At 73.0% G+C, this 21,036-nt stretch carries 24 protein-coding genes and 3 tRNA genes; 7 read left to right on the plus strand and 20 right to left on the minus strand.

Annotated elements, in window-relative coordinates; translation table 11 throughout:
• Positions 1 to 28 precede the first annotated feature (28 nt).
• The 5 genes from ACIGO8_RS05050 to ACIGO8_RS05070 all read right to left on the minus strand — a co-directional run bounded on the left by ACIGO8_RS05050 (position 29) and on the right by ACIGO8_RS05070 (position 1,437).
• Positions 29 to 457 carry a MaoC family dehydratase gene (locus ACIGO8_RS05050; protein ID WP_399723852.1) on the minus strand — a complete coding sequence of 143 codons (429 nt, stop codon included), beginning with the start codon at positions 455 to 457 and terminating at the stop codon, positions 29 to 31.
• A 2-nt stretch (positions 458 to 459) separates the two neighbouring features.
• Complete coding sequence (locus tag ACIGO8_RS05055) at positions 460 to 912, minus strand: MaoC family dehydratase N-terminal domain-containing protein (RefSeq protein ID WP_399723855.1); 453 nt, start codon at positions 910 to 912, stop codon at positions 460 to 462.
• Positions 913 to 995: 83 nt separating this feature from the next.
• Positions 996 to 1,160, minus strand: a complete 165-nt coding sequence (gene rpmG, locus ACIGO8_RS05060) for a 50S ribosomal protein L33 (protein WP_003956487.1) — start codon at positions 1,158 to 1,160, stop codon at positions 996 to 998.
• An 88-nt stretch (positions 1,161 to 1,248) separates the two neighbouring features.
• Positions 1,249 to 1,321 (minus strand) — tRNA-Met (locus ACIGO8_RS05065).
• A gap of 43 nt (positions 1,322 to 1,364) precedes the next feature.
• Positions 1,365 to 1,437 (minus strand) — tRNA-Thr (locus ACIGO8_RS05070).
• Between the two features lie 226 nt (positions 1,438 to 1,663).
• Between ACIGO8_RS05070 and ACIGO8_RS05075 the strand changes: the two genes are divergently transcribed.
• Entirely contained in the window at positions 1,664 to 2,950 is a 1,287-nt protein-coding gene (locus tag ACIGO8_RS05075; RefSeq protein ID WP_399723857.1) for an amidohydrolase family protein, read from the plus strand.
• A 2-nt stretch (positions 2,951 to 2,952) separates the two neighbouring features.
• Positions 2,953 to 3,609 (plus strand): NAD(P)H-binding protein, encoded by a 657-nt coding sequence (locus tag ACIGO8_RS05080; RefSeq protein ID WP_399723860.1) that lies wholly within the window; start codon positions 2,953 to 2,955, stop codon positions 3,607 to 3,609.
• An 80-nt stretch (positions 3,610 to 3,689) separates the two neighbouring features.
• Here ACIGO8_RS05080 and ACIGO8_RS05085 read toward each other — a convergent pair.
• Positions 3,690 to 3,771: transfer RNA gene (locus ACIGO8_RS05085), tRNA-Tyr, on the minus strand.
• A 170-nt stretch (positions 3,772 to 3,941) separates the two neighbouring features.
• Between ACIGO8_RS05085 and ACIGO8_RS05090 the strand changes: the two genes are divergently transcribed.
• The 3 genes from ACIGO8_RS05090 (at position 3,942) to ACIGO8_RS05100 (ending at position 5,671) form a co-directional block, all read left to right on the plus strand.
• Positions 3,942 to 4,433, plus strand: coding sequence for a YajQ family cyclic di-GMP-binding protein (locus ACIGO8_RS05090; protein WP_399723862.1), 492 nt, complete (start codon positions 3,942 to 3,944; stop codon positions 4,431 to 4,433).
• 96 nt (positions 4,434 to 4,529) lie between these two features.
• On the plus strand, positions 4,530 to 5,027 hold the full coding sequence (locus tag ACIGO8_RS05095) for a methylated-DNA--[protein]-cysteine S-methyltransferase (protein ID WP_399723865.1): 498 nt from the start codon (positions 4,530 to 4,532) through the stop codon (positions 5,025 to 5,027).
• The gene (locus tag ACIGO8_RS05100) at positions 5,024 to 5,671 is read left to right on the plus strand and encodes an alpha-ketoglutarate-dependent dioxygenase AlkB family protein (protein WP_399723868.1); all 648 of its coding nucleotides are present in this window, start codon (positions 5,024 to 5,026) and stop codon (positions 5,669 to 5,671) included. The genes ACIGO8_RS05095 and ACIGO8_RS05100 overlap by 4 nt, the downstream gene beginning before the upstream one ends.
• A gap of 2 nt (positions 5,672 to 5,673) precedes the next feature.
• On the opposite strand, the gene ACIGO8_RS05105 is transcribed toward ACIGO8_RS05100, so the two are convergent.
• Complete coding sequence (locus ACIGO8_RS05105) at positions 5,674 to 5,943, minus strand: GlsB/YeaQ/YmgE family stress response membrane protein (RefSeq protein ID WP_399723871.1); 270 nt, start codon at positions 5,941 to 5,943, stop codon at positions 5,674 to 5,676.
• Between the two features lie 57 nt (positions 5,944 to 6,000).
• On the opposite strand from ACIGO8_RS05105, the gene ACIGO8_RS05110 reads away from it, so the two are divergent.
• Entirely contained in the window at positions 6,001 to 7,233 is a 1,233-nt protein-coding gene (locus ACIGO8_RS05110; protein WP_399723874.1) for an APC family permease, read from the plus strand.
• 80 nt (positions 7,234 to 7,313) lie between these two features.
• Here the strand turns inward: ACIGO8_RS05110 and ACIGO8_RS05115 are convergent, their stop codons facing one another.
• The 13 genes from ACIGO8_RS05115 to ACIGO8_RS05175 all read right to left on the minus strand — a co-directional run bounded on the left by ACIGO8_RS05115 (position 7,314) and on the right by ACIGO8_RS05175 (position 19,439).
• Positions 7,314 to 7,721, minus strand: coding sequence for a YccF domain-containing protein (locus ACIGO8_RS05115; RefSeq protein WP_399723877.1), 408 nt, complete (start codon positions 7,719 to 7,721; stop codon positions 7,314 to 7,316).
• Complete coding sequence (gene htpX, locus ACIGO8_RS05120) at positions 7,718 to 8,581, minus strand: zinc metalloprotease HtpX (protein ID WP_399723879.1); 864 nt, start codon at positions 8,579 to 8,581, stop codon at positions 7,718 to 7,720. The genes ACIGO8_RS05115 and htpX overlap by 4 nt, the downstream gene beginning before the upstream one ends.
• A 169-nt stretch (positions 8,582 to 8,750) precedes the next feature.
• Positions 8,751 to 9,221 (minus strand): large conductance mechanosensitive channel protein MscL, encoded by a 471-nt coding sequence (gene mscL, locus ACIGO8_RS05125; protein WP_399723883.1) that lies wholly within the window; start codon positions 9,219 to 9,221, stop codon positions 8,751 to 8,753.
• 35 nt (positions 9,222 to 9,256) lie between these two features.
• Positions 9,257 to 10,777, minus strand: a complete 1,521-nt coding sequence (locus ACIGO8_RS05130; RefSeq protein ID WP_399723886.1) for an NADH-quinone oxidoreductase subunit N — start codon at positions 10,775 to 10,777, stop codon at positions 9,257 to 9,259.
• Positions 10,774 to 12,459 (minus strand): NuoM family protein, encoded by a 1,686-nt coding sequence (locus tag ACIGO8_RS05135; protein WP_399724337.1) that lies wholly within the window; start codon positions 12,457 to 12,459, stop codon positions 10,774 to 10,776. The genes ACIGO8_RS05130 and ACIGO8_RS05135 overlap by 4 nt, the downstream gene beginning before the upstream one ends.
• 27 nt (positions 12,460 to 12,486) lie before the next feature.
• Positions 12,487 to 14,487 (minus strand): NADH-quinone oxidoreductase subunit L, encoded by a 2,001-nt coding sequence (locus ACIGO8_RS05140; protein WP_399723888.1) that lies wholly within the window; start codon positions 14,485 to 14,487, stop codon positions 12,487 to 12,489.
• Positions 14,484 to 14,855, minus strand: coding sequence for an NADH-quinone oxidoreductase subunit NuoK (nuoK, locus tag ACIGO8_RS05145; RefSeq protein ID WP_399723891.1), 372 nt, complete (start codon positions 14,853 to 14,855; stop codon positions 14,484 to 14,486). The genes ACIGO8_RS05140 and nuoK overlap by 4 nt, the downstream gene beginning before the upstream one ends.
• Positions 14,855 to 15,403 carry an NADH-quinone oxidoreductase subunit J gene (locus tag ACIGO8_RS05150; RefSeq protein WP_399723895.1) on the minus strand — a complete coding sequence of 183 codons (549 nt, stop codon included), beginning with the start codon at positions 15,401 to 15,403 and terminating at the stop codon, positions 14,855 to 14,857. Before ACIGO8_RS05150 ends, nuoK begins: the two co-directional genes overlap by 1 nt.
• A complete protein-coding gene (locus tag ACIGO8_RS05155) occupies positions 15,400 to 15,978 on the minus strand; it encodes a NuoI/complex I 23 kDa subunit family protein (RefSeq protein ID WP_399723897.1) in 579 nt (192 codons plus the stop codon). Before ACIGO8_RS05155 ends, ACIGO8_RS05150 begins: the two co-directional genes overlap by 4 nt.
• Complete coding sequence (locus ACIGO8_RS05160) at positions 15,978 to 16,946, minus strand: NADH-quinone oxidoreductase subunit H (RefSeq protein ID WP_399723900.1); 969 nt, start codon at positions 16,944 to 16,946, stop codon at positions 15,978 to 15,980. Before ACIGO8_RS05160 ends, ACIGO8_RS05155 begins: the two co-directional genes overlap by 1 nt.
• Positions 16,943 to 18,448 (minus strand): NADH-quinone oxidoreductase subunit C, encoded by a 1,506-nt coding sequence (locus ACIGO8_RS05165; RefSeq protein WP_399723903.1) that lies wholly within the window; start codon positions 18,446 to 18,448, stop codon positions 16,943 to 16,945. The genes ACIGO8_RS05160 and ACIGO8_RS05165 overlap by 4 nt, the downstream gene beginning before the upstream one ends.
• Positions 18,445 to 19,032: an NADH-quinone oxidoreductase subunit B gene (locus ACIGO8_RS05170; RefSeq protein ID WP_399723906.1), complete on the minus strand. Its 588-nt coding sequence runs from the start codon at positions 19,030 to 19,032 to the stop codon at positions 18,445 to 18,447. Before ACIGO8_RS05170 ends, ACIGO8_RS05165 begins: the two co-directional genes overlap by 4 nt.
• Complete coding sequence (locus ACIGO8_RS05175; protein WP_399723909.1) at positions 19,023 to 19,439, minus strand: NADH-quinone oxidoreductase subunit A; 417 nt, start codon at positions 19,437 to 19,439, stop codon at positions 19,023 to 19,025. The genes ACIGO8_RS05170 and ACIGO8_RS05175 overlap by 10 nt, the downstream gene beginning before the upstream one ends.
• A gap of 243 nt (positions 19,440 to 19,682) precedes the next feature.
• Between ACIGO8_RS05175 and ACIGO8_RS05180 the strand changes: the two genes are divergently transcribed.
• Positions 19,683 to 20,843: a sensor histidine kinase gene (locus ACIGO8_RS05180; protein ID WP_399723912.1), complete on the plus strand. Its 1,161-nt coding sequence runs from the start codon at positions 19,683 to 19,685 to the stop codon at positions 20,841 to 20,843.
• Positions 20,844 to 21,036 lie beyond the last annotated feature (193 nt).

A 21,036-nucleotide genomic window follows, 5' to 3' on the forward strand; every position in this document is an offset into this window, starting at 1 on the left:
TCGGACACCGGGGGCCACATGCAACGGCTCAGGCGAGCTTGACCACGGCCCGGCTCATGCCCAGGACCTTCTGCCCGGCGCTCGTCGCCGTCAGGTCCACCCGGACGCGTCCGTCGTCCAGCTTCGCGGCCACCTTCGCCGAGACCTCGATCACGGCGCCCTGGTCGTCGTTCGGGACGACGACCGGCTTGGTGAAGCGGACGCCGTACTCGACGACGGCGGCCGGGTCGCCGGCCCAGTCCGTCACGACGCGGACCGCCTCGGCCATGGTGAACATGCCGTGGGCGATGACGTCGGGCAGGCCGACCTCCTTGGCGAACTTCTCGTTCCAGTGGATCGGGTTGAAGTCACCGGAGGCGCCGGCGTAGCGCACCAGCGTGGCGCGGGTCACCGGGAAGGTCTGCGCGGGCAGCTCGGTGCCGACCTCGACCTCGTCGTAAGCGATCTTCGCGGTCACGGTCAGGCCTCCTCGGGCGCGCGGGACACGAGCTTGGTCCAGGCGGTCACGACGTGCTCGCCGGTCTCGTCGTGGACCTCGCCGCGGATGTCCAGGATGTCGTTGCCGGCGAGGGACTTGACGGCCTCGATGGTGCTGGTCACGGAGAGGCGGTCACCGGCGCGCACCGGGCGGGTGTAGGCGAACTTCTGGTCGCCGTGCACGACCCGGCTGTAGTCCAGGCCGAGCTGCGGGTCCTCGATGACCTGGCCGGCGGCCTTGAAGGTGATCGCGAAGACGAAGGTCGGCGGGGCGACGACGTCGGGGTGACCGAGGGCCTTCGCCGCCTCCTGGTCGGTGTAGGCGGGATTGGCGTCCCCGATCGCCTCGGCGAACTCGCGGATCTTCTCGCGGCCGACCTCGTACGGTGCGGTGGGCGGATAGGTCCGGCCCACGAAGGACTGGTCGAGAGCCATCGCCTCGAAACCTCCTGGAAATGTTGCCTGACAAACGACGCGAGGCCGTCCCCGGCTGGGGACGGCCTCGTGTACGAGCCTGTTTAGCGCGTCTCGCGGTGCGCGGTGTGCGAGTTGCAGCGAGGGCAGTGCTTCTTCATCTCAAGACGGTCCGGGTTGTTGCGCCGGTTCTTCTTGGTGATGTAGTTCCGCTCCTTGCACTCCACGCAGGCCAGCGTGATCTTCGGGCGGACGTCGGTGGCAGCCACGTGAGTGCTCCTTGACGGACGGATGGACGGATGAACGCATGAAAGAGTAGCCGATCGCAGGACCGACCCCACAATCGGCTACTGTGTGTAGCGGTGACCGGACTTGAACCGGTGACACAGCGATTATGAGCCGCTTGCTCTACCGACTGAGCTACACCGCTTTGATGATCTGGATCCCGCCCGAAGGCGGGTCCTTCACACCAGAGCCCCAATACGGAATCGAACCGTAGACCTTCTCCTTACCATGGAGACGCTCTGCCGACTGAGCTATTGGGGCGAGCGAGGAAGACATTACACGGTCCTCCGCCCATCACCCAAATCCGTTTCCCGGGCCCCGCGCACGGTGGCTTCCCCATCCCTCTCGTAGGCCACTCGTGCCCTCATCAGTACGACTATTGCGCTCCTCCTCGAAGGCGGGTGCGGGCGCCCCTAGGCTCGGGGGCCACCCTGCGTGATCTTGGTCTTGGCGAGCCGTGAGCCTGGAGCCGTGAGGAGCGAGCCCGATGTCTGCCGACAGCATGCAGCCCCAGCCACCGCCCGACGACCGGGGCGCGGCCACCGCCGCCGACGCCGCGTCGCTGCTGCTCTCGAACGCGCGGCTCACCGACGGGCGGACCGTCGACGTACGGCTCGGCGGTGGCCGGATCGAGGCGGTGGGCACGGCCGGCAGCCTGGCCGCCGGCGGCGCGGCCCGGGTCGACCTGGCCGGCTATCTGCTGCTGCCGGCGCCCGCCGAGCCGCACGCGCACGCCGACACCGCGCTCACCGCCGACGCGCCCGGCCCCGTGCCGTACACCACGGAGGAGGTCCAGCGGCGGGCCACCGAGGCCGCGCTGCTGCAGCTCGGGCACGGTGCGACGGCGCTGCGCGCGCAGGTGCGGATCGGCGACGTGCACGGCCTCGGTCCTCTGGAGGCCGTGCTGCAGGCGCGGCGCTCGCTGCGCGGGCTGGCGGACCTGACGGCGGTGGCGGTGCCGCGGCTGCTGACGGGCATGGCCGGCGCCGACGGGCTCGCGATGCTGCGGGACGCGCTGAAGATGGGCGCCGGGGTGGTGGGCGGCTGCCCGGACCTGGACCCGGATCCGGCCGGGTACGTGGAGGCGGTCCTGGAGCTCGCCGCCGAGCACGGCTGCCCGGTGGACCTGCACACCGACGGGGACGACCCGGCGCGGCTCGCCCGGCTCGCGGCGATGGCCGGGGGACTGCGGCCCGGGGTGACGATCGGGCCCTGCGCGGGCCTCGGCCGGCTGCCCGCCGAACAGGCCCGGCGGGCGGCGGACCAGCTGGCGGCGGCTGGTGTGACGGTGGTCTGCCTGCCGCAGGGCGGCTGCGGGGCCACCGAGCTGCGCGGCACGGCGCCGGTGCGGCTGCTGCGGGCCGCCGGGGTGCGGGTGGCGGCGGGCAGCGGGGCGCTGCGGGACATGTCGAACCCGGTGGGCCGGGGCGACCCGCTGGAGGCGGCCTATCTGCTGGCGTCGCTGGGCGGGCTGCCGGCCGGCGAGGCGTACGGGGCGGTGAGCGCGGCGGCGCGGGCGGCGATGGGCCTCGCGGAGGTGCGGGTGGAGGCGGGCTTCCCGGCGGAGCTGCTGGCGGTGCGGGGCGAGCGGCTCGCGGGCGTGCTCTCCCTCGCGTACAGCCGGATCGTGGTGCACCGCGGGCGGGTGGTGGCCCGGACGAGCGCGGTGCGGGAGTACTGCGACTCGGCGGCGGCCCTGGACCTGCCGCGGCAGACACGCCCGGAGCGGCCGGATTCGACGGGCCCGGGCGGGCCCGGAGCCGTACGGTCGTGAGTATGCGCGTAGTCATCGCTGGAGGACACGGAAAGATCGCCCTGCGACTGGAGCGGCTGCTCGCCGCGGGCGGACACCAACCGGTGGGGATCATCCGCCGCCCCGACCAGGAGGCGGATCTGCGGGCGGCCGGCGCCGAGGCGGTCGTCCTCGACCTGGAGTCGGCCTCGGTCGGGGAGGTGGCGGCGGCCCTGGAGGGCGCGGACGCGGCCGTCTTCGCGGCGGGCGCGGGCCCGGGCAGCGGCGCGGACCGCAAGGACACGGTGGACCGGGCGGCGGCGGTGCTCCTCGCGGACGCGGCCGAGCGGGCGGGCGTACGGCGCTTCCTCGTCGTCTCGTCGATGGGCGCCGACGCCGGGCACCAGGGCGAGGAGGTCTTCGACGTCTACCAGCGCGCCAAGGGCGCCGCGGACGACGACGTCCGGTCCCGCCCGGGCCTGGACTGGACGATCCTGCGCCCGGGCATGCTCACCGACGACGCCGGCACCGGCCTGGTCCGCCTGGAGGCCCGCACCGGCCGCGGCCCGGTCCCGCGCGACGACGTGGCCGCGGTCCTCGCCGAACTCCTCGACACCCCGGCGACGGCCGGCCTGACGCTCGAACTGATCTCGGGCTCGACCCCGGTCACGGTCGCGGTGAAGGACATCGCGGGCAACTGACCCCGCCGCCCCGGGCGTTCATCCGGCCCGGACATGCGAGAAGGTCCCCGGTGCGAACACCGGGGACCTTCTGCATCGCGTGGCGGCGCCAGGATTCGAACCTGGGTAGGCTAAGCCGACGGATTTACAGTCCGCTCCCATTGGCCACTCGGGCACACCGCCATGGGATCGCTGCCCCGGAGCCGCTTTTCGGCGGTGCTCCCTGGCAACGACGTAAACAATACCTGATCCCCAGGGGTGCTTCGCCACCGGATTGATCACGGGTCGGCGGCGGTGCGGGTGGCTACGCTTTGTGCTGTACCCGAACGCATCCGAGCAAGGAGCCTCACCTCATGGCCGACTCCAGTTTCGACATCGTCTCCAAGGTCGAGCGGCAGGAGGTCGACAACGCCCTCAACCAGGCGGCGAAGGAGATCACGCAGCGCTACGACTTCAAGGGCACCAACGCCTCGATCACCTGGTCGGGCGAGAAGATCCTGATGCAGGCGAACGGCGAGGAGCGGGTCAAGGCGATCCTCGACATCTTCCAGTCCAAGCTGATCAAGCGGGGCATCTCGCTGAAGTCGCTGGACGTGGAGGGCGAGCCGCAGCTGTCCGGCAAGGAGTACAAGCTGTTCGCGTCCATCCAGGAGGGCATCTCCCAGGACAACGCGAAGAAGGTCTCCAAGGTCATCCGCGACGAGGGCCCGAAGGGCGTCAAGGCGCAGGTGCAGGGCGACGAGCTGCGGGTCAGCTCGAAGAGCCGGGACGACCTGCAGGCCGTGATCGCGCTGCTCAAGGGCAAGGACTTCGACTTCGCCCTGCAGTTCGTGAACTACCGCTGAGTCCCGGATTCGGCGTCCGAAAACCGCCAGCCCGGGTGGCGGGCGGCCTCGCACACTGGAGGACGACGACAGACGGTGCGGGGAAAGGATCCAGCCATGACCACCGTGTACGCGCACGCCGACGGCCCCTTGGGCGAGATGCTCCTGGTGGGGCAGGTCGCCGAGGGCGGCCGGACGGTGCTCGCCTCGCTGTCGCTGCCGGGGCAGAAGGGGGCCGTGGCGGTCCGGGACGGATGGGTCCGTGACCCGGCGGCGTTCGAGGAGATCGGCGGGCAGCTCGCCGAGTACTTCGCGGGACGCCGGGACCGGTTCGACATCCCGTACGCGCCGGGCGGGACCGAGTTTCAGCGGCGCGTGTGGGCGGTCCTGGAGGAGATCCCGTACGGGACGACCGTCTCGTACGGCGAAATCGCCCGGCGGGTCGGCTCCTCCGGTGCCGGTGTACGGGCCGTGGGCACCGCGATCGGGCGCAATCCGCTGCTCGTGGTGCGGCCCTGTCACCGGGTGATCGGGGCCGACGGGTCGCTGCGCGGCTACGCGGCCGGCCTCGACCGCAAGGAGCGGCTGCTCGGGCTCGAAGGCGCCCTGGTGTGAGCCCGGGCCTGTTCCCGCGCGAGCGGTCGGAGCCGGCGCCGGGCGCGGTGCACGTGCCCGGCTGGCTGCCGTTCGAGCGGCAGCGGGAACTGGTGGCGGCCTGCCGTGAGTTCGGGCGCGGCCCGGAGTCGTACCGGCACACGAGGCTGCCGGGCGGCGGCGTGATGTCGGTGCGGACCCTGTGCCTGGGCATGCGCTGGGAGCCCTACCGCTATGTGCCCGGCACCCTCGAACTGCCTGGCTGGCTGGCCGATTTGGCGCGGGAGGCGCTGGTCGAGGCGTACGGGTCGCACGGCGGCTTCGCGCCGGACACCGCGCTCGTCAACTTCTACGCGGACGGCGCCCGGATGGGCATGCACCAGGACAAGGAGGAGCGGTCCGCCACGCCCGTGGTGTCGTTGAGCCTGGGCGACACCTGTGTGTTCCGGCTCGGGAACACCGAGAACCGCGGACGGCCCTGGACGGACGTCGAGTTGGCGTCCGGTGACCTGTTCGTCTTCGGCGGGGCGTCGCGCTTCGCGTACCACGGTGTGCCGAAGGTGTACGCGGGCACGGCGGAGCCCGCCCTCGGGCTCACGGGCCGGCTCAACATCACCCTGCGCGAGACCGGTCTCGGCGCGGGCCCCGGTCGGACTCGGAGCTAGCTTCAGCGCTCTCGCGAGTGGCCGAAAAGGATGCGGTAGCCGATCAGCAGCACCAGGGAGCCGCCGATCGCCGACAGCCAGGTGGCGCCGTCGTAGAAGTCCGCCGTGATCGGGCGGTCCAGGAAGCGGGCCGACAGCCAGCCGCCGAGGAAGGCGCCGACGACGCCGATCAGCGTCGTGCCGATCAGGCCGCCCGGGTCGCGGCCCGGCAGCAGGATCTTCGCGATGACACCGGCGAGCAGGCCGAGAACGATCCATCCGATGATGCTCATGCCTGGGAGGACGCCCGCCGGTCCCGCCCGGTTGCCGCACCCCTTAATGTGCGGCACATGACACAGGGACTGCGCCGCTCGCTCGGGGTGTTCGACGCCGTCGTCATCGGGCTCGGCTCGATGGTCGGCGCCGGGATCTTCGCGGCGCTCGGCCCCGCCGCCGAAGCCGCGGGACCGGGACTGCTGCCGGCGCTCGGTGTCGCCGCCGTGGTCGCGTACTGCAACGCGATGGCCTCGGCCCGGCTCGCCGCCCGGTATCCGGCCTCCGGCGGCACCTATGTGTACGGCAGGGAGCGGCTCGGGTCGTTCTGGGGACATCTGGCGGGCTGGGCGTTCGTGGTCGGCAAGACGGCCTCGTGCACGGCGATGGCGCTGACCGTCGGGGCCTATCTGTGGCCGGAGCAGGCGCACGCGGTGGCGGTCGCGGCGGTCGTCGTGCTGACCGCCGTGAACTACGGCGGTGTGCAGAAGTCGGCGCTGCTCACCCGGGTGATCGTGGCGGTCGTCCTCGCCGTCCTGGCGGCCGTCGTCGTGACCGCGGCCGGGGCCGGGCAGGCGGCCCGGCTGTCGCTCGACGCGGACCTTCCGGCGGGCGGGGTGCTGCAGGCGGCCGGGCTGCTGTTCTTCGCCTTCGCCGGCTACGCGCGGATCGCGACGCTCGGCGAGGAGGTGCGCGACCCGGCGCGGACCATTCCGCGGGCCGTGCCGATCGCGCTCGGCATCGCGCTCGTCGTCTACGCGGCGGTCGCCGTGACCGTGCTCGCCGTGCTCGGGCCGCGGGCCCTGGCCGCCTCGACGGCGCCGCTCGCGGACGCGGCACGGGCGGCGGACGCCGACTGGCTGGTGCCGCTCGTGACGGTGGGCGCGGCGGTGGCGGCGCTCGGTTCGCTGCTGTCGCTGATCCTCGGCGTGTCGCGGACGGCCCTCGCGATGGCCAGGGACGGCTATCTGCCGGCGCCGCTCGCGGTCGTCCATCCGCGCTTCCGGGTTCCGCACCGGGCCGAGCTGGCGGTGGGCGCGGTGGTGGCCGTGGTGGCGGCGACGGCGGACGTGCGGGGCGCGATCGGCTTCTCGTCCTTCGGTGTGCTCGTCTATTACGGCATCGCCAACGCCTCCGCCTGGACCCTGGGCCGGCGGGAGCGCCCGCTCGCGGTCCTCGGGCTGGCCGGCTGCGGCGCGCTGGCCTTCGCGCTGCCGCCTGCGGCCGTGCTCGCGGGTCTCGGTGTGCTGGCGGTCGGCGTGGTGGCGTACGCGGTCAGCCGCGGACGACCCGCGCCCCCTCGGCCCTGACGCCGTGCCCTGACGCCGTGCCCTGAGGTCGTGCCCTGAGGCCGTGCCCTGAGGCCGTCGGCGTCCCCGCGGGCCGGTGGCTAGCGGACCTGGTAGCCGTACGCGCCGTACGCCTGGTCGGAGGGGACGATCTCCTTGCCGAGCGGGAGCAGCGAGACCGGGATCAGCTTGAAGTTGGCGACGCCCAGCGGGATGCCGATGATCGTCAGGCAGAGGGCGATGCCGGTGGTGATGTGGCCGAGCGCCAGCCACCAGCCGGCCAGGACCAGCCACAGCACGTTGCCGACGCAGGACGGCGCGCCCGCGTCCCGCCGGTCGACGACCGTCTGCCCGAAGGGCCACAGGGCGTAGAGGCCGATGCGGAAGGCGGCGATCCCGAAGGGGATGCCGATGATCGTGATGCAGAGCAGGACGCCGGCGAGGATGTAGCCGAGGAACATCCAGAATCCGCACAGGACAAGCCAGATGATGTTGAGGACCGTCTTCATGGGCGTCGACCTGCCATCTGCTCGAGCCGGGCGATGCGCTCGGCCATCGGCGGGTGGGTGGAGAACATCTTCGACAGCCCCTGTCCGGGACGGAAGGGGTTGGCGATCATCATGTGGCTGGCGGTCTCGATCCTGGGCTCGGGCGGCAGCGGCAGCTGCTTGGTGCCCGCCTCCAGCTTGCGCAGGGCGCCGGCGAGGGCGAGCGGGTCGCCGGTGAGCCGGGCGCCGGAGGCGTCCGCCTCGTACTCGCGGGAGCGGGAGATGGCCAGCTGGATCACCGAGGCGGCGACCGGGCCGAGGATCAGGATCAGGAGGTAGCCGAGGATGCCGGGGCCGTCGTCGTCACTGGAGCGGCCGACCGGGATCAGCCAGGCGAAGTTCACCAGGAACATGATCACGGAGGCGAGGGCGCCGGCGACCGAGGAGATCAGGATGTCGCGGTTGTAGACGTGGCTCAGCTCGTGGCCGATGACGCCGCGCAGCTCGCGCTCGTCGAGGATCGCGAGGATGCCCTCGGTGCAGCACACGGCCGCGTTGCGCGGGTTGCGGCCGGTGGCGAAGGCGTTCGGTGCCTGGGTGGGCGAGATGTAGAGCCGTGGCATGGGCTGCCGGGCCTGGGTGGAGAGCTCGCGGACCATCCGGTAGAGGGCCGGGGCCTCGAACTCGCTCACCGGCCGGGCGCGCATGGCGCGCAGCGCCAGCTTGTCGCTGTTCCAGTACGCGTACGCGTTGGTGGCGAGCGCCACGACGAGCGCGACGATCAGACCCGTACGTCCGAAGAAGCTGCCGATGACGATGATGAGGGCGGAGAGCCCTCCGAGGAGCACGGCGGTCCTCAGCCCGTTGTGCCGGCGGTGCACGGTACGCCCTCCAAGTGGTGCGGCAGGGGAACCCTTTGCTCGATGGGAGTCCACCCTCCAGTGGACCCTCCCCTCCTGGTCAACGCCAGGCGGGAAGTTCCGGTTCCCCAGGTCGCACGGGGTGCCGTGTGGGCCGTACGGGTGAGGGCACCCGTGACCAGGGTGCGGCCTAGCGCTGGGCGGGCACCGGAGTCCGGTCCAGGCCCGCCTTCAGCAGGGCGTCGGCGACCGGCTCGACCTCGCTGGTGCAGTGGGCGCAGCGGGAGGCGATGGCCGGGATCTCGGCGTAGCAGCGCGGGCAGTCGCGCTTCTCCGACTTCGGGTCGGCGGCCTCCTCCTTGGCGAACCGCGCCTGGATCTTCGTCATGGGCACGACGATCAGGAAGTAGAGGACGGCGGCGGTGATGACGAACGCTATGGCGGCCGCGATCGCCAGACCGTACGGGAAGACGGTCTTGCCGACGGTGAACTGCGCCTCGCTGAAGTCGCCGACCGAGCCGGTGGCCAGGCCGATGAGCGGAGTGATGAACGCCTTGCTGAAGCCGGTGACCACGGCGGTGAACGCCGAGCCGACGGCCAGACCGATGGCCATCGTCACGACGTTTCCGCGAAGTATGAAGTCCTTGAAACCGTTCAGCACGGCGGTGCGCTCCTTGGTGTCGTGCGTGTGGGGGGTCAGAACAGGCTGGTCGCCGCGAAGGTGAGGGCGAACTGCGGGTAGCCCGACAGCACGACGCCCGCGACGGCGGTCAGCGCGATGGCCAGGGTGATCGGGGCCGCGGCCCGCTGCGGCGTGGGGGCCGCCTCCGGCGCGCCCACGGGCGCGCGGAAGAGAAGGGCCGTCCACCGCAGGTAGTAGTAGAGGCCGATCACGACGTTGACGCCCATGATCACGGCGAGCCAGCCGAGGCCGGCGTCGACGGCCGCCGAGAAGACGGTCACCTTGGCGAAGAGGCCGATGATACCCGGGGGCAGACCGGCGAGGTTCAGCAGGAAGAAGCCGAGCACGAGGGCGGTCACCGGGCTGGAGGCGTACAGGCCGCGGTAGTCGGCGAGCCGGTTCTCCGGGCGGGTGCGGGCGGCGAGCGTGACGACCGCGAAGGCGCCGAGGTTCACGACGGCGTACATCAGGGCGTACGCGACGGTCGCGCCGATCTGGTCGTCGCCGGAGTACGCGGCGGCGGCGATCGGCACCAGGAGGTAGCCGGCCTGGGCGACGGAGGACCAGGCGAGGAGGCGTACCGCGCTCCACGCGCGCGTGGAGACCTGGCGCAGGGCGGCCACGTTGCCGACGGTCATGGTCAGCGCGGCGAGGACGGCGAGCGCCGGGCCCCACACGTCGGCGTAGGTGGGGAAGGCGACGACGGTCACCAGGATGAGGCCGGTGAAGCCGACGGCCTTGCCGACGACGGAGAGGTAGGCGGCGACGGGCAGCGGGGCGCCGACGTAGGTGTCGGGCACCCAGAAGTGGAAGGGCACGGCGGCCGTCTTGAAGGCGAAGCCGACGAGGGTGAGCGCGACGCCCGCCTGGGCGAGGACCTGGAGCTGGTCGGGCACGTCGCCGAGGCGCTGGGCGACCTCGGTGAGGTGCAGGGTGCCGGTCGCCGCGTAGACGAAGCTGACGCCGAGCAGGGTGACGGCGGTGGCGGTGACGGACGACAGGAAGAACTTCAGCGCGGACTCGCTGGACATCCGGTCGCCTCGGCGCAGGCCGACCAGCGCGAACGCGGGCAGCGAGGCCACTTCGAGGGCGACGACGAGGGTGGCGAGGTCGCGGGAGGCGGGCAGCAGGGCGGCGCCGGCCGCCGAGGACAGCAGCAGGAACCAGTACTCGCCGGCCGGGAGCTTGTCGCGGGTGTCGGCGAGCGAGAGCAGCGCGGTGACGAGCGCGCCGCCGAGCACCAGGAACTGGATGACCAGGGTGAAGTGGTCGGCGGTGTAGCTGCAGGCCCGTACCTGGGTGTCGGCGGTGAGGCAGAAGGTCGAGCGGTCGCCGTCGCGCAGCGGTGCGAGCAGGGCGAGCGCGGCGGCCAGGCCGGCGACCGAGGTCCAGCCGAGGAGCTGCTTGCGCGCCTCGGGCACGAAGAGGTCGGCGACGAGGACGGCGAGCGCGACCGCGGCGGTGAGGGTGGGCGGGGCGATCGCGAGCCAGTCGACGGACTGGACGAGGCTGGCGGCTGCTGCCGTGGCGGTCACTGGGTGCCTCCCGCGAGGAGCTGCTGGACGACCGGGTCGGTGAGGCCGAGGAGGACCGCGGGCCACAGTCCGGCGAGGACGGTGAGGGCGACGAGCGGGGCCCAGGCGGCGATCTCGAAGCCGTGGACGTCGGCGATCACCGCCGGGCCGGCGGAGGCCAGGCCGGGAGCCGCGCCGGGAACGCCGGAGGCGCCGGGAGCGCCGGAGGCGCCGGGAGCCGCGCCGGTGGTCCCGGCGGCCGGCCCGCCGACCGGCCCGCCGGCCGTCGCGCCGGTCGCGTCGGCCGGGCGGGGGCCGCCCATGCAGACGCGGCGGACGACGACGAGGAGGTAGGCGGCGGTGAGGAGGGTGCCGAAGGCGCCGATCGCCATGAAGGTGAGGAAGGCCGGCCGGCTCAGCCCGGCGGCCGGGTCGAAGGCGCCGAACAGGGCGAGCATCTCGCCCCAGAACCCGGCGAGGCCGGGCAGGCCCAGCGAGGCGACGGCGGCGAAGGCGAGCAGCGCGCCGAGGCGCGGCGCGCGGCCGTAGAGGGCCGCGCCGGTGGCGCCGGCGAGGGTGTCCAGGTCGGCGGTGCCGTAGCGGTCCTTGACCGCGCCGACGAGGAAGAAGAGCAGGCCGGTGATGAGGCCGTGGGCGATGTTGGCGAAGAGCGCGCCGTTGACGCCGGTGGGCGTCATGGTGGCGATGCCGAGGAGCACGAAGCCCATGTGGCCGACGGAGCTGTACGCGATCAGCCGCTTGAGGTCGCCCTTGTTGCCGGGCTTGGCGAGGGCGAGGCAGGCGAGCGATCCGTAGACGATCCCGGCGACGGCGAAGGCGGCGAGGTACGGCGCGAAGGTGCGCATGCCGTCGGGCGCGATCGGCAGCACGATGCGGACGAAGCCGTACGTGCCCATCTTCAGCAGCACGCCGGCCAGGAGCACGGAGCCGACGGTCGGCGCGGCGGTGTGGGCGTCCGGGAGCCAGCTGTGCAGCGGCCACATCGGGGCCTTCACGGCGAGCCCGAGACCGATCGCGAGAACGGCGATGACCTGCACCGACGTGGTCAGGCCGCGGCCGTTGTCAGTGGCGAGTGCCACCATGTCGAACGTGCCCGCCTTGAGGCCGATGAGGAGGAGGCCGAGCAGCATCACGACGGAGCCGAGCAGCGTGTAGAGGATGAACTTCCAGGCGGCGGCCTGCCTGCCCTCGCCGCCCCAGCGGGCGACGAGGAAGTACATCGGGATGAGGACCGTCTCGAAGGCCAGGAAGAACAGGACGAGGTCGAGGACGGCGAAGGTCGCCAGGGTGCCGGACTCGAGGACGAGGAGCAGGGCGACGAAGGCCTTGGGGGACGGGCCCGTGGGGGGCTTGAAGTAGCTGTGGAGCGCGCAGAGGAAGGTCAGCAGCGCGGTCAGGAGCAGAAGGGGGAGGGAGATGCCGTCGACACCGAGGTGGATGCGCACGTCCAAGGCGTGGATCCAGCTGACGTCGGTCGTGGCCTGCATCGTCGACGGGTGGTCGTGGTCGAAGCCGAGCGCCAGGACGATCGCGGCGAGCAGGATCACGCCGGTGACGGTGACGCCGTGGCGGAGCACGGCCTGGTCGGGTGACTTTCCCTTCAGCCCGGGCGGGGCCGGGAGGAGGGCGAGCGCGGCGCCGGCGAGCGGCCCGGCGACGATCAACGCGAGAAGGAACTGCATCACGGATTCGCTGATATCGATCACGGCTCACGCTCCGGCGGCGGCGTTGGCGAGGACGACGGCGACGATCGCCAGGACGACGGAGCCGGCGAGCAGGGCGCTGAGGTAGGTCTGCACGTTGCCGGTCTGGGCGCGGCGGACGAGCCAGCCGAGGCCCTTGGCGCCGCTGCCCGCGCCGCGTACGTAGGTGTCGACGACCTCGCGGTCCAGGAAGCGGACCAGGGAGGCGGCGGCGAGCACGGGGCGGACGAAGAGGGTGCGGTAGACGGCGTCCAGGTGGAAGCCCTCGGCGGCGGGCCGGTGCAGCGGGCCGAGCAGGGCGCGGCCCGGGTCGGCCGGGTCCGGGGACCAGGCGACGTCGCCGTAGACGGGCGCGTGGCTCGCGATGGCCTCCGCCTCGACGAGACCGGCGTCGCCCTCGGGGTGGGCGACGACCGCGCCGAGCGGGGTGCGGGCCGCGAGGCCGCGGGTGCGCTGCCAGGCCGCGTACATGACGGCGGCGCCGACGACGGCGAGGCCGGTGCCGAGGACGGCCGTGGTGACGGTCGGCGTCAGCGGGTTCCCGTCGAACCAGTCGTCGAGGTAGGCGGCGGTCAGACCGAAGCCGAGGGAGGGGACGGCGAGCACCCACAGGACGGTCGTCATGGCGATCGGCTGCCGGCCGTGGTCGGGCGCCTCGGCGCCGCGGCCGCGGAAGGCGAGCAGCCACAGCCGCGCCGCGTACGCGGCGGTGAGCAGGGCCGTGAGCAGTCCGGCGACCAGGACGATCCAGCCGGCGCCGGCCGGGGCGACGGTGCGCTCGCCGGTGGCGGTGTGCTCGGCGGCGACGAGGACGGCCTCCTTGGAGAAGAAGCCGGCGAAGGGCGGGATAGCGGCGAGCGCGAGCAGGCCGATCGTCATCGTCCAGTAGGCGTCCGGGATGCGCTTGGCCAGGCCGCTCATGCGGGACATGGCGGTGAGCGAGTTGGTGCCGGCGGCGTGGATGACCGCGCCCGCCGCGAGGAAGAGCAGCGCCTTGAAGGCGCCGTGCGACAGGAGGTGGAAGACGGCGGCGCCGCGGTCGCCGACCGCGAGAGCGCCCGACATGTAGCCGAGCTGGCCGATCGTCGAGTAGGCGAGGACCCGCTTGATGTCGTCCTGGGCGAGCGCGGCGAGCGCCGAGCCGGTCATGGTGACGGCGGCCATCACGGCGAGCACGGTCAGCGCGGCGCCGGAGGCGGCGAAGACGGGCAGCAGCCGGGCGACGAAGTAGATGCCGGCGGCGACCATCGTCGCCGCGTGGATGAGCGCGGAGACGGGCGTCGGGCCGGCCATGGCGTCCGGGAGCCAGGTGTGCAGCGGGAACTGCGCCGACTTGCCGGCGACGCCGGCGAGCAGCAGCAGCGCGACCAGGGTCGGGTGGTCGAGTCCGCCGCTCGCGACCGCGCCGAGCACGCCGGTGATCCGGAAGGTGCCGGCGTCGGCGGCGAGCGCGAACAGGCCGATCAGGAAGGGCACGTCGCCGAGCTTGGTGACGAGGAAGGCCTTGAGCGAGGCCGAGCGGGCCTCGGCGGTCTCCCAGTAGTGCCCGACCAGGAAGTACGAGCAGATGCCCATGATCTCCCAGCCGACCAGGAGCACCATCAGGTCGCCGGAGTAGACGACGAGCAGCATCGCGGAGGTGAAGAGGGAGACGAGAGCGGCGTACGAGGGATAGCGCGGGTCGCTGCGGAGGTAGCCGGTCGAGTAGACCTGCACGCAGGTGGCGACGGTGCCGACCAGGACGGCGACCAGGGCGGCGAAGCCGTCGATGTGCAGGGCGAGGTCGATCGGGACCGAGCCGGTCGGGGTGAGCTGGGTGGCGGCGTCGACGGCCTTCCCCCCGCCCTGCCGGGCCGCCACGACGACGGCGAGCACGGCGGCGGCGAGCGTCGGCAGGACGGCGAGCGGCCGGACGAAGGAGGGCGCGGTCCGGCCGAGGAGCAGGCCGGCGGCCGCGGCGAGGAACGGCAGGAGCGGGACGAGGACGGCGAGGGTCGTGGTGGTCACGCGGTGGCCTCGGCCTTCTCGTCGGCGGACGGCTCGGCGCCGGGCCGCTCGTCGGCGGACGGCGTTTCCTTGGTGTCGCGGAGTCGGTCGACGTCCGAGATGCCGCGGTTGCGGTAGACCATCAGGACGATCGCGAGACCGATACCGATCTCCGCGGCGGCGATGGCGATGGTGAAGAGGGTGAGGGCCTGGCCCGCGTGCAGGGTGTCGCGGAGCCACACGTCGAAGGCGACCAGGTTGAGGTTGACGGCGTTGAGCATGAGCTCGACCGACATGAGGACCAGGATCGCGTTGCGGCGGGCGAGGACTCCGTACAGGCCGACGGAGAAGAGGAGGGCGGCGAGGACGGCCGGGTAGGCGAGGTGCATCAGCGCTCGTCCCCGTTCTTCTTCTTGGCGAGCACGATCGCGCCGACGAGCGCGGCGAGCAGCAGCACGGACAGGGCCTCGAAGGGCAGCACCCAGTGCCGGAAGAGGATCTCGCCGGACACCTGGGTGGAGCCCCGGGCGGGCCCGTCGAGGTCGATCCAGGTGGTGCGGAACGCGTCGACGACCACCCAGACCAGCGCCGCCGCGGCGGCGAGCGCGACGGCGAGGGCGACCGGGCGGTTGCCGGAGTCGGAGTCCGGGGAGCGGCCGATGGGGGCCTTGGTGAGCATGAGACCGAAGAGGAGGAGGACGACGACGGAACCGACGTAGATCAGCACCTGGACCCAGGCGATGAACTCGGCGGTCAGGAGCAGGTACTCGACGGCGAGCCCGCCGAGCGCCACGACCAGCCACAGGGCGGCGTGGACGAGCTGCTTGGTGGTGACGCTGACGAGGGCGGCGCCGAGGGTGGCGAGGCCGACGAGGACGAAGGCGATCTCGACGCCGGTGGGCGAGAGGAAGCCGGTGCTCTGGGCTGCGAGGGTCACTGCGGGCCCTCCTGCTCGGCCTGGGCTGCCTCGGCGTCGGCCTGGGCCTGGGCTGCCTGGGCCGCGGCCTTCTCCGCCGCCTTGCGGGCCGCGGCGATCTCCTTCGGCTCCTCCGCGCGCGGGTCGAGCGCGGGCGGCTCCGGCACCGTCCACATCCACTCGCGGAGCTTGTCGCGCTCGTGCGTCAGCTCGTGGATGTCGGTCTCGGCGTACTCGAACTCGGGCGACCAGAACAGCGCGTCGAACGGGCACACCTCGATGCAGATGCCGCAGTACATGCACAGCGAGAAGTCGATCGCGAAGCGGTCGAGGACGTTACGGCTGCGCTCGCGGCCGCCGGGCACGGCGGCCGGGACCGTCTCCTTGTGGGAGTCGATGTAGATGCACCAGTCGGGGCACTCGCGGGCGCACAGCATGCACACCGTGCAGTTCTCCTCGAACAGCCCGATGACCCCGCGGGTGCGGGGCGGCAGCTCGGGCTGCGCGTCCGGGTACTGCGCGGTGACGCTCTTGCGGGTCATCGTGCGCAGGGTGACGGCGAGGCCCTTGGCCAGGCCGGAACCGGGGATGGGCATTACTGGATCGCCACCTTCACGATGCCGGTGAGCGCGATCTGCGCGAGGGCGAGCGGGACGAGGGCCGTCCAGGCCAGCTTCTGCAGCTGGTCCTCGCGGAGCCGCGGGTAGGAGACCCGCAGCCAGATCACGACGAAGGCGAGTACGGCCGTCTTGAGCAGGGTCCAGAGCCAGCCGAGGCCGTCGGCGCCGCCGGGGCCGTGCCAGCCGCCGAGGAAGAGGACGGTGGTGAGGCCGCACAGGACGACGATGCCGGCGTACTCGGCGAGCAGGAACAGCGCGAAGCGGAGACCGGTGTACTCGGTGTACGCGCCGAAGATGATCTCCGAGTCGGCGACGGGCATGTCGAACGGCGGCCGCTGGAGCTCGGCGAGACCGGCGGTGAAGAACACGAGCGCGCCGACGATCTGCCAGGGCACCCACCACCACTCGAAGGCGCCCAGGATGCCGGGCAGCGAGACGGTGCCGGCCGCCATCGCGACGGACGCGGCGGCGAGCAGCATCGGCAGCTCGTACGCGAGGAGCTGGGCGGCGGTACGGAGCGCGCCGAGCAGCGAGAACTTGTTGGCCGACGCCCAGCCGGCCATCAGACTGCCGAGCACTCCGACGCCCATCACGGCGAGCACGAAGAAGATGCCGGCGTCGACGACCTGCCCGACGGCGCCCTCGCTGGGCCCGATCGGAATCGCGACGAGCACGAGGAGATACGGCAGGAGCGCGACGGCCGGCGCGAGCTGGAACACCCGCCGGTCGGCGTCCCTCGGGACGACGTCCTCCTTCTGCGCGAACTTCACCCCGTCGGCGACGAGCTGCGCCCACCCGTGGAACCCACCGGCGTACATGGGTCCGAGCCGCCCCTGCATGTGGGCCATGACCTTGTGCTCGGTCTGCCCGACGACGAGCGGCAGCACGAGGAACACGGCGAAGACGAGCAGCAGCCGGAGGGCGACGTCGAGTACGTCGTTCACGCGGGATCGCCTCCGTCGGTGGTGTCAGTGGTGGATGCGCGCCGTTCGCCCTCGGCGGGCGCGCCGTTGTCCGTGTCCGGCGCCGGGTCCGGGGCTGCCTCGCCCTCGGCGGGCGGTGCCTGGGGCTCCGCTCGCTCGGGCGCTGCCGCCGTGCCGCCGGGCTCGCCCTTGGCGGGCGCGGCCGTGCCGTCGGCCGGGGGCTCCGCCCCCGCGCCCGGTGCCTGCGGCGCCGTGGGCTCAGCCTTGGCAGGCCCGGCGTCCGTTGCGGGCTCCGCCCCGGCGCGGGGCGGCGCCTCCGCCGCATCCGGCGTCGGAGTCCCGGGCTCGGTGGGAGCTTCCGGTTCGTCGTCGAAGGCCGGGCGGGCGTGGTGCCAGGGGGCGTCCGTGCTGCGGGTGCGACGGGCCGGGCGTGGGGCCGTCGGCGGTGCGGGCGTCTCGGGCTGGCCGCCCGGCGCCTCGGTCGCGCGCTGGCTCGCCGAGCCCGCGCTCGCGCTGCGGGCACGACGCGGGCCGGCCGGGGGCGTGGTCCCTTCGGTGGCGGGCAGGCCCGCCGGAGGCGTGACGTCCTCGGCGGCCGCAGGCGCCTCCGCGGCGCGCTGACTCGCGGAGCCGGCGCTCGCGCTGCGGGTGCGGCGTGGGCCGGCCGGGGGCGTGGTCTCCTCGGCGGAGGGCGGGCCCGCCGGCGTGGTGTCGTCGGCGGCGGCAGGCGCCTCCGTGGCGCGCTGGGTCGCGGAGCCGGCGCTCGCCGTGCGGGCGCGGCGCGGGGCTGCCGACGGCGGGGTGTCCTCGGCCTCGGTCGGGCGCTGGGTCGCGGAGCCGGCGCTCGCGCTGCGGGCGCGGCGGGGTGGGGCGGTGGTGCCCTCGGGGGTCGGGCGGGGGCGGCGGTCGGGGCGGGTGGGGGCCGGAGGGAGCTGGCCCTTCAGCGGGCCCCACTCGTTGGGGTCCGGAACGCCCGGCGGCAGCATCTGGCGTCGCTTCGGCGCGCCCGGGTCGTGGGACTCGCCCGGTTCCTTCGCGCCCGGCCAGGCCTTGGCCACGCGCGCGGCCAGGACGAAGTCCTTGCGGAGCGGGTGGCCCTCGAAGTTCTCCGGGAGGAGGAGGTGGACCAGGTGCGGGTGGTCCGTGAAGGTCACGCCGAACATCTCGTACGTCTCGCGCTCGTGCCACGCCGCGCCCGCGTAGACGGAGATCGCCGACGGGAGGGACGGCGAGGCGTGCGGGACCGTGGTGCGCAGCAGCAGGCGGCGCACGCCCGCCGCGCCCACCGACGCCACGTGCGCGCACACCCGGAAGCCCACGCCCGGCTCGTCCACCGCGCTGAGCCAGTCGAAGTACGTGCAGCCCAGCTTGTCGCGGGCGATCTCCAGCGCCGCGATCCAGGAGGCCGTCGGCACGTCGACGGTCAGCAGGTCGTAGGCCCGCTCCGCCGTCGCCTCCTCTCCGAAGAGCTCCGTGACGGAGTCGGGAAGCGCGTCGAAGGCGTTGGTGTCGTAGGTGTTCACGCCGTGCCTCCCGGGGCCGGCGGGGCGACCAGCGGGCTGGTGAGCTGGGAGACCGACGGCGCCGTCCCGTACCGCTCCTCCAGGCTCTCCCGCGCGATCTTCTCCTGGAGCTTGAGGATGCCCTGGAGCAGCGCCTCCGGCCGCGGCGGGCAGCCCGGCACGTAGACGTCGACCGGGATGATCTGGTCCACGCCCTTGGTCACGGAGTACGAGTCCCAGTACGGGCCGCCGCAGTTCGAGCAGGCGCCGAAGGAGATCACGTACTTCGGCTCGGGCATCTGCTCGTAGAGCCGCTTCACGGCCGGCGCCATCTTGTCCGTCACCGTGCCGGAGACGATCATCAGGTCGGCCTGGCGCGGGCCCGGCGCGAAGGGGATCACGCCGAGGCGGATGAAGTCGTGGCGGGCCATCGACGCGGCGATGAACTCGATCGCGCAGCAGGCGAGGCCGAAGTTGAAGACCCACAGGCTGTAGCGGCGGCCCCAGTTCAGGACCACCTTCATCGGCTCTGGCGCCAGGCGGGCGAGCGGGCCCAGCTTCGGGGCGGGCAGGACCGGCAGGGCCGGCAGGGGTGTTACGTCCATGCCAGTACGCCCTTCTTGTACGCGTAGAGCAGTCCCACGGCGAGGAAGCCGAGGAACACGAACATCTCGACCAGCGTCGTCGCCCCGTACCCGGGCGCGGCGAAGACCGTCGCCCACGGGAAGAGGAAGATCGAGTCGACGGCGAAGATCACATAGAGGAAGGCGTACACGTAGTAGCGGACCTGCGTGTGGGCCCAGCCCTCGCCGACCGGGTCGACACCGCACTCGTAGGTGAGGAGCTTCTCGGGTGTCGGCACGACGGGCCGCAGCAGCCGGCCCGCGCCGAAGGCGATCGCGACGAAGAGCACGCCGAGGACGGCGAGCAGCCCGACGACGGAGTACGTCCGGAAGTAGTCCGCCGCATGCTCCGTCGCATGCTCAGCCGCGACAACGGTCGGTTCTCGCACGTCCGCCCCTCGGTCTCGGTGTCTCATTCCCCATGGATACGCACGCGAGTCTAGGCCCTGCTAAAGAGAGCGTAAGCAGTCGCGGGTGCCCTATCGGCGCCCGTATCGGATGCCGGATCGGATCCGGATCGGATGCCGGATCGGATGCCGGGTCGGATCCGGATCGGGTGGGGTTATCCCCCGGCCCGTCCCGGCGACCTTCCCCATGGCGTGTCGGCACCCTCTACCGGCAGCCTTGGCCTCATGAGCGATCTCACCGACAACCCTCCGCCGCCCGCGCGGTTCGCCTACGGCCGCCACACCTGGAAGGAGGTCGCGCACCTCCTCGCCGACCTCCCCTGCGCGCTGGCCGGATTCCTCTACGCCGTGGTGACGATCGCGCTCGGCGCGGGCTTGGCGGTCACGGTCGTCGGCCTTCCGCTCCTCGCGCTCGGTCTGTCCGGCGCGCGCGGGATGGGCCGGTCGGAACGGGCCCGGGCCCGCCGCCTGCTCGGCCTGCACGTCGAGACCCCGAGCCCACTGCCCCGCGGCCACGGCTTCCTCGCCTGGGTGTGGTCGCGGGTGAAGGACCCGGTGGCCTGGCGCAGCCAGCTGTACGGGTTCGTCCGGCTGCCGTGGGGCGTGCTGACCTTCGGGGTGACGATGGTGTCGCTGCTGGTGCTGTGGCCGGTGCTGCCGTTCGTGGCGCGCGGGCTCGCGAACGCCGACCGGGCCATGGTGCGCGGACTGCTCTCGCCCTCCGACGAGCTGGAGCGGCGGATCGCCGAACTGGAGTCGGACCGTGGCGTCGTCGTGGACACCGCCGCCGCCGACCTGCGCCGCATCGAACGTGATCTGCACGACGGCGCGCAGGCCCGTCTCGTGGCCCTGGCGATGGGGCTCGGGCTCGCCAAGGAGAAGGTGCTGGACGACCCGGAGGCCGCGGCGGCGATGGTCGACGAGGCGCACGGCGAGGTGAAGCTGGCGCTTCAGGAGCTGCGCGACCTGGCCCGCGGCATCCACCCGGCCGTCCTCACCGACCGCGGCCTGGACGCCGCGCTCTCCTCGATCGCGGCGCGCTGCACCGTGCCGGTGAAGGTCTCGGTCGACCTGGCCGAGCGGCCCGCCGAGGCGATCGAGGGCATCGCCTACTTCACCGTCTCCGAGCTGCTGCAGAACGTCTCCAAGCACGCCAAGGCCCGGTCCGCCGCCGTGGACGTGTGGCGCGAGGAGGACCGGCTGATGCTCCAGGTGCGGGACGACGGCGTGGGCGGCGCGGACCTGGCGGCGGGGCGGGGCCTGGCCGGTCTGACGGAACGGCTCGGCGCGGTCGACGGCGTCTTCGTCGTGGACTCTCCCGAGGGCGGCCCGACCAGCGTCACCGCCGAACTGCCCTGGCGCACCCGGTCGCTCCCGCACCCGTAAAGGCCACCCCGTAAGGCCACCCCCTAGGCCCGCCCGGCCGGGCCCCCGGGCAGAGCCCCCGGTAGGGATAACCCCCGCCCGCAGACGCCGACCCGCCTCATGGTCCCGGCGCCGCCCCGGGCGCGAAGGTAGGAGCGCCGGATGTGACCACCCCGTCACCACGCCGCCACGCCGCCACGCCACCACCACCCAG

Origin of the sequence: Streptomyces sp. NPDC053493 (assembly GCF_044544825.1) — a bacterium.
Taxonomy (GTDB): Bacteria; Actinomycetota; Actinomycetes; order Streptomycetales; family Streptomycetaceae; genus Streptomyces.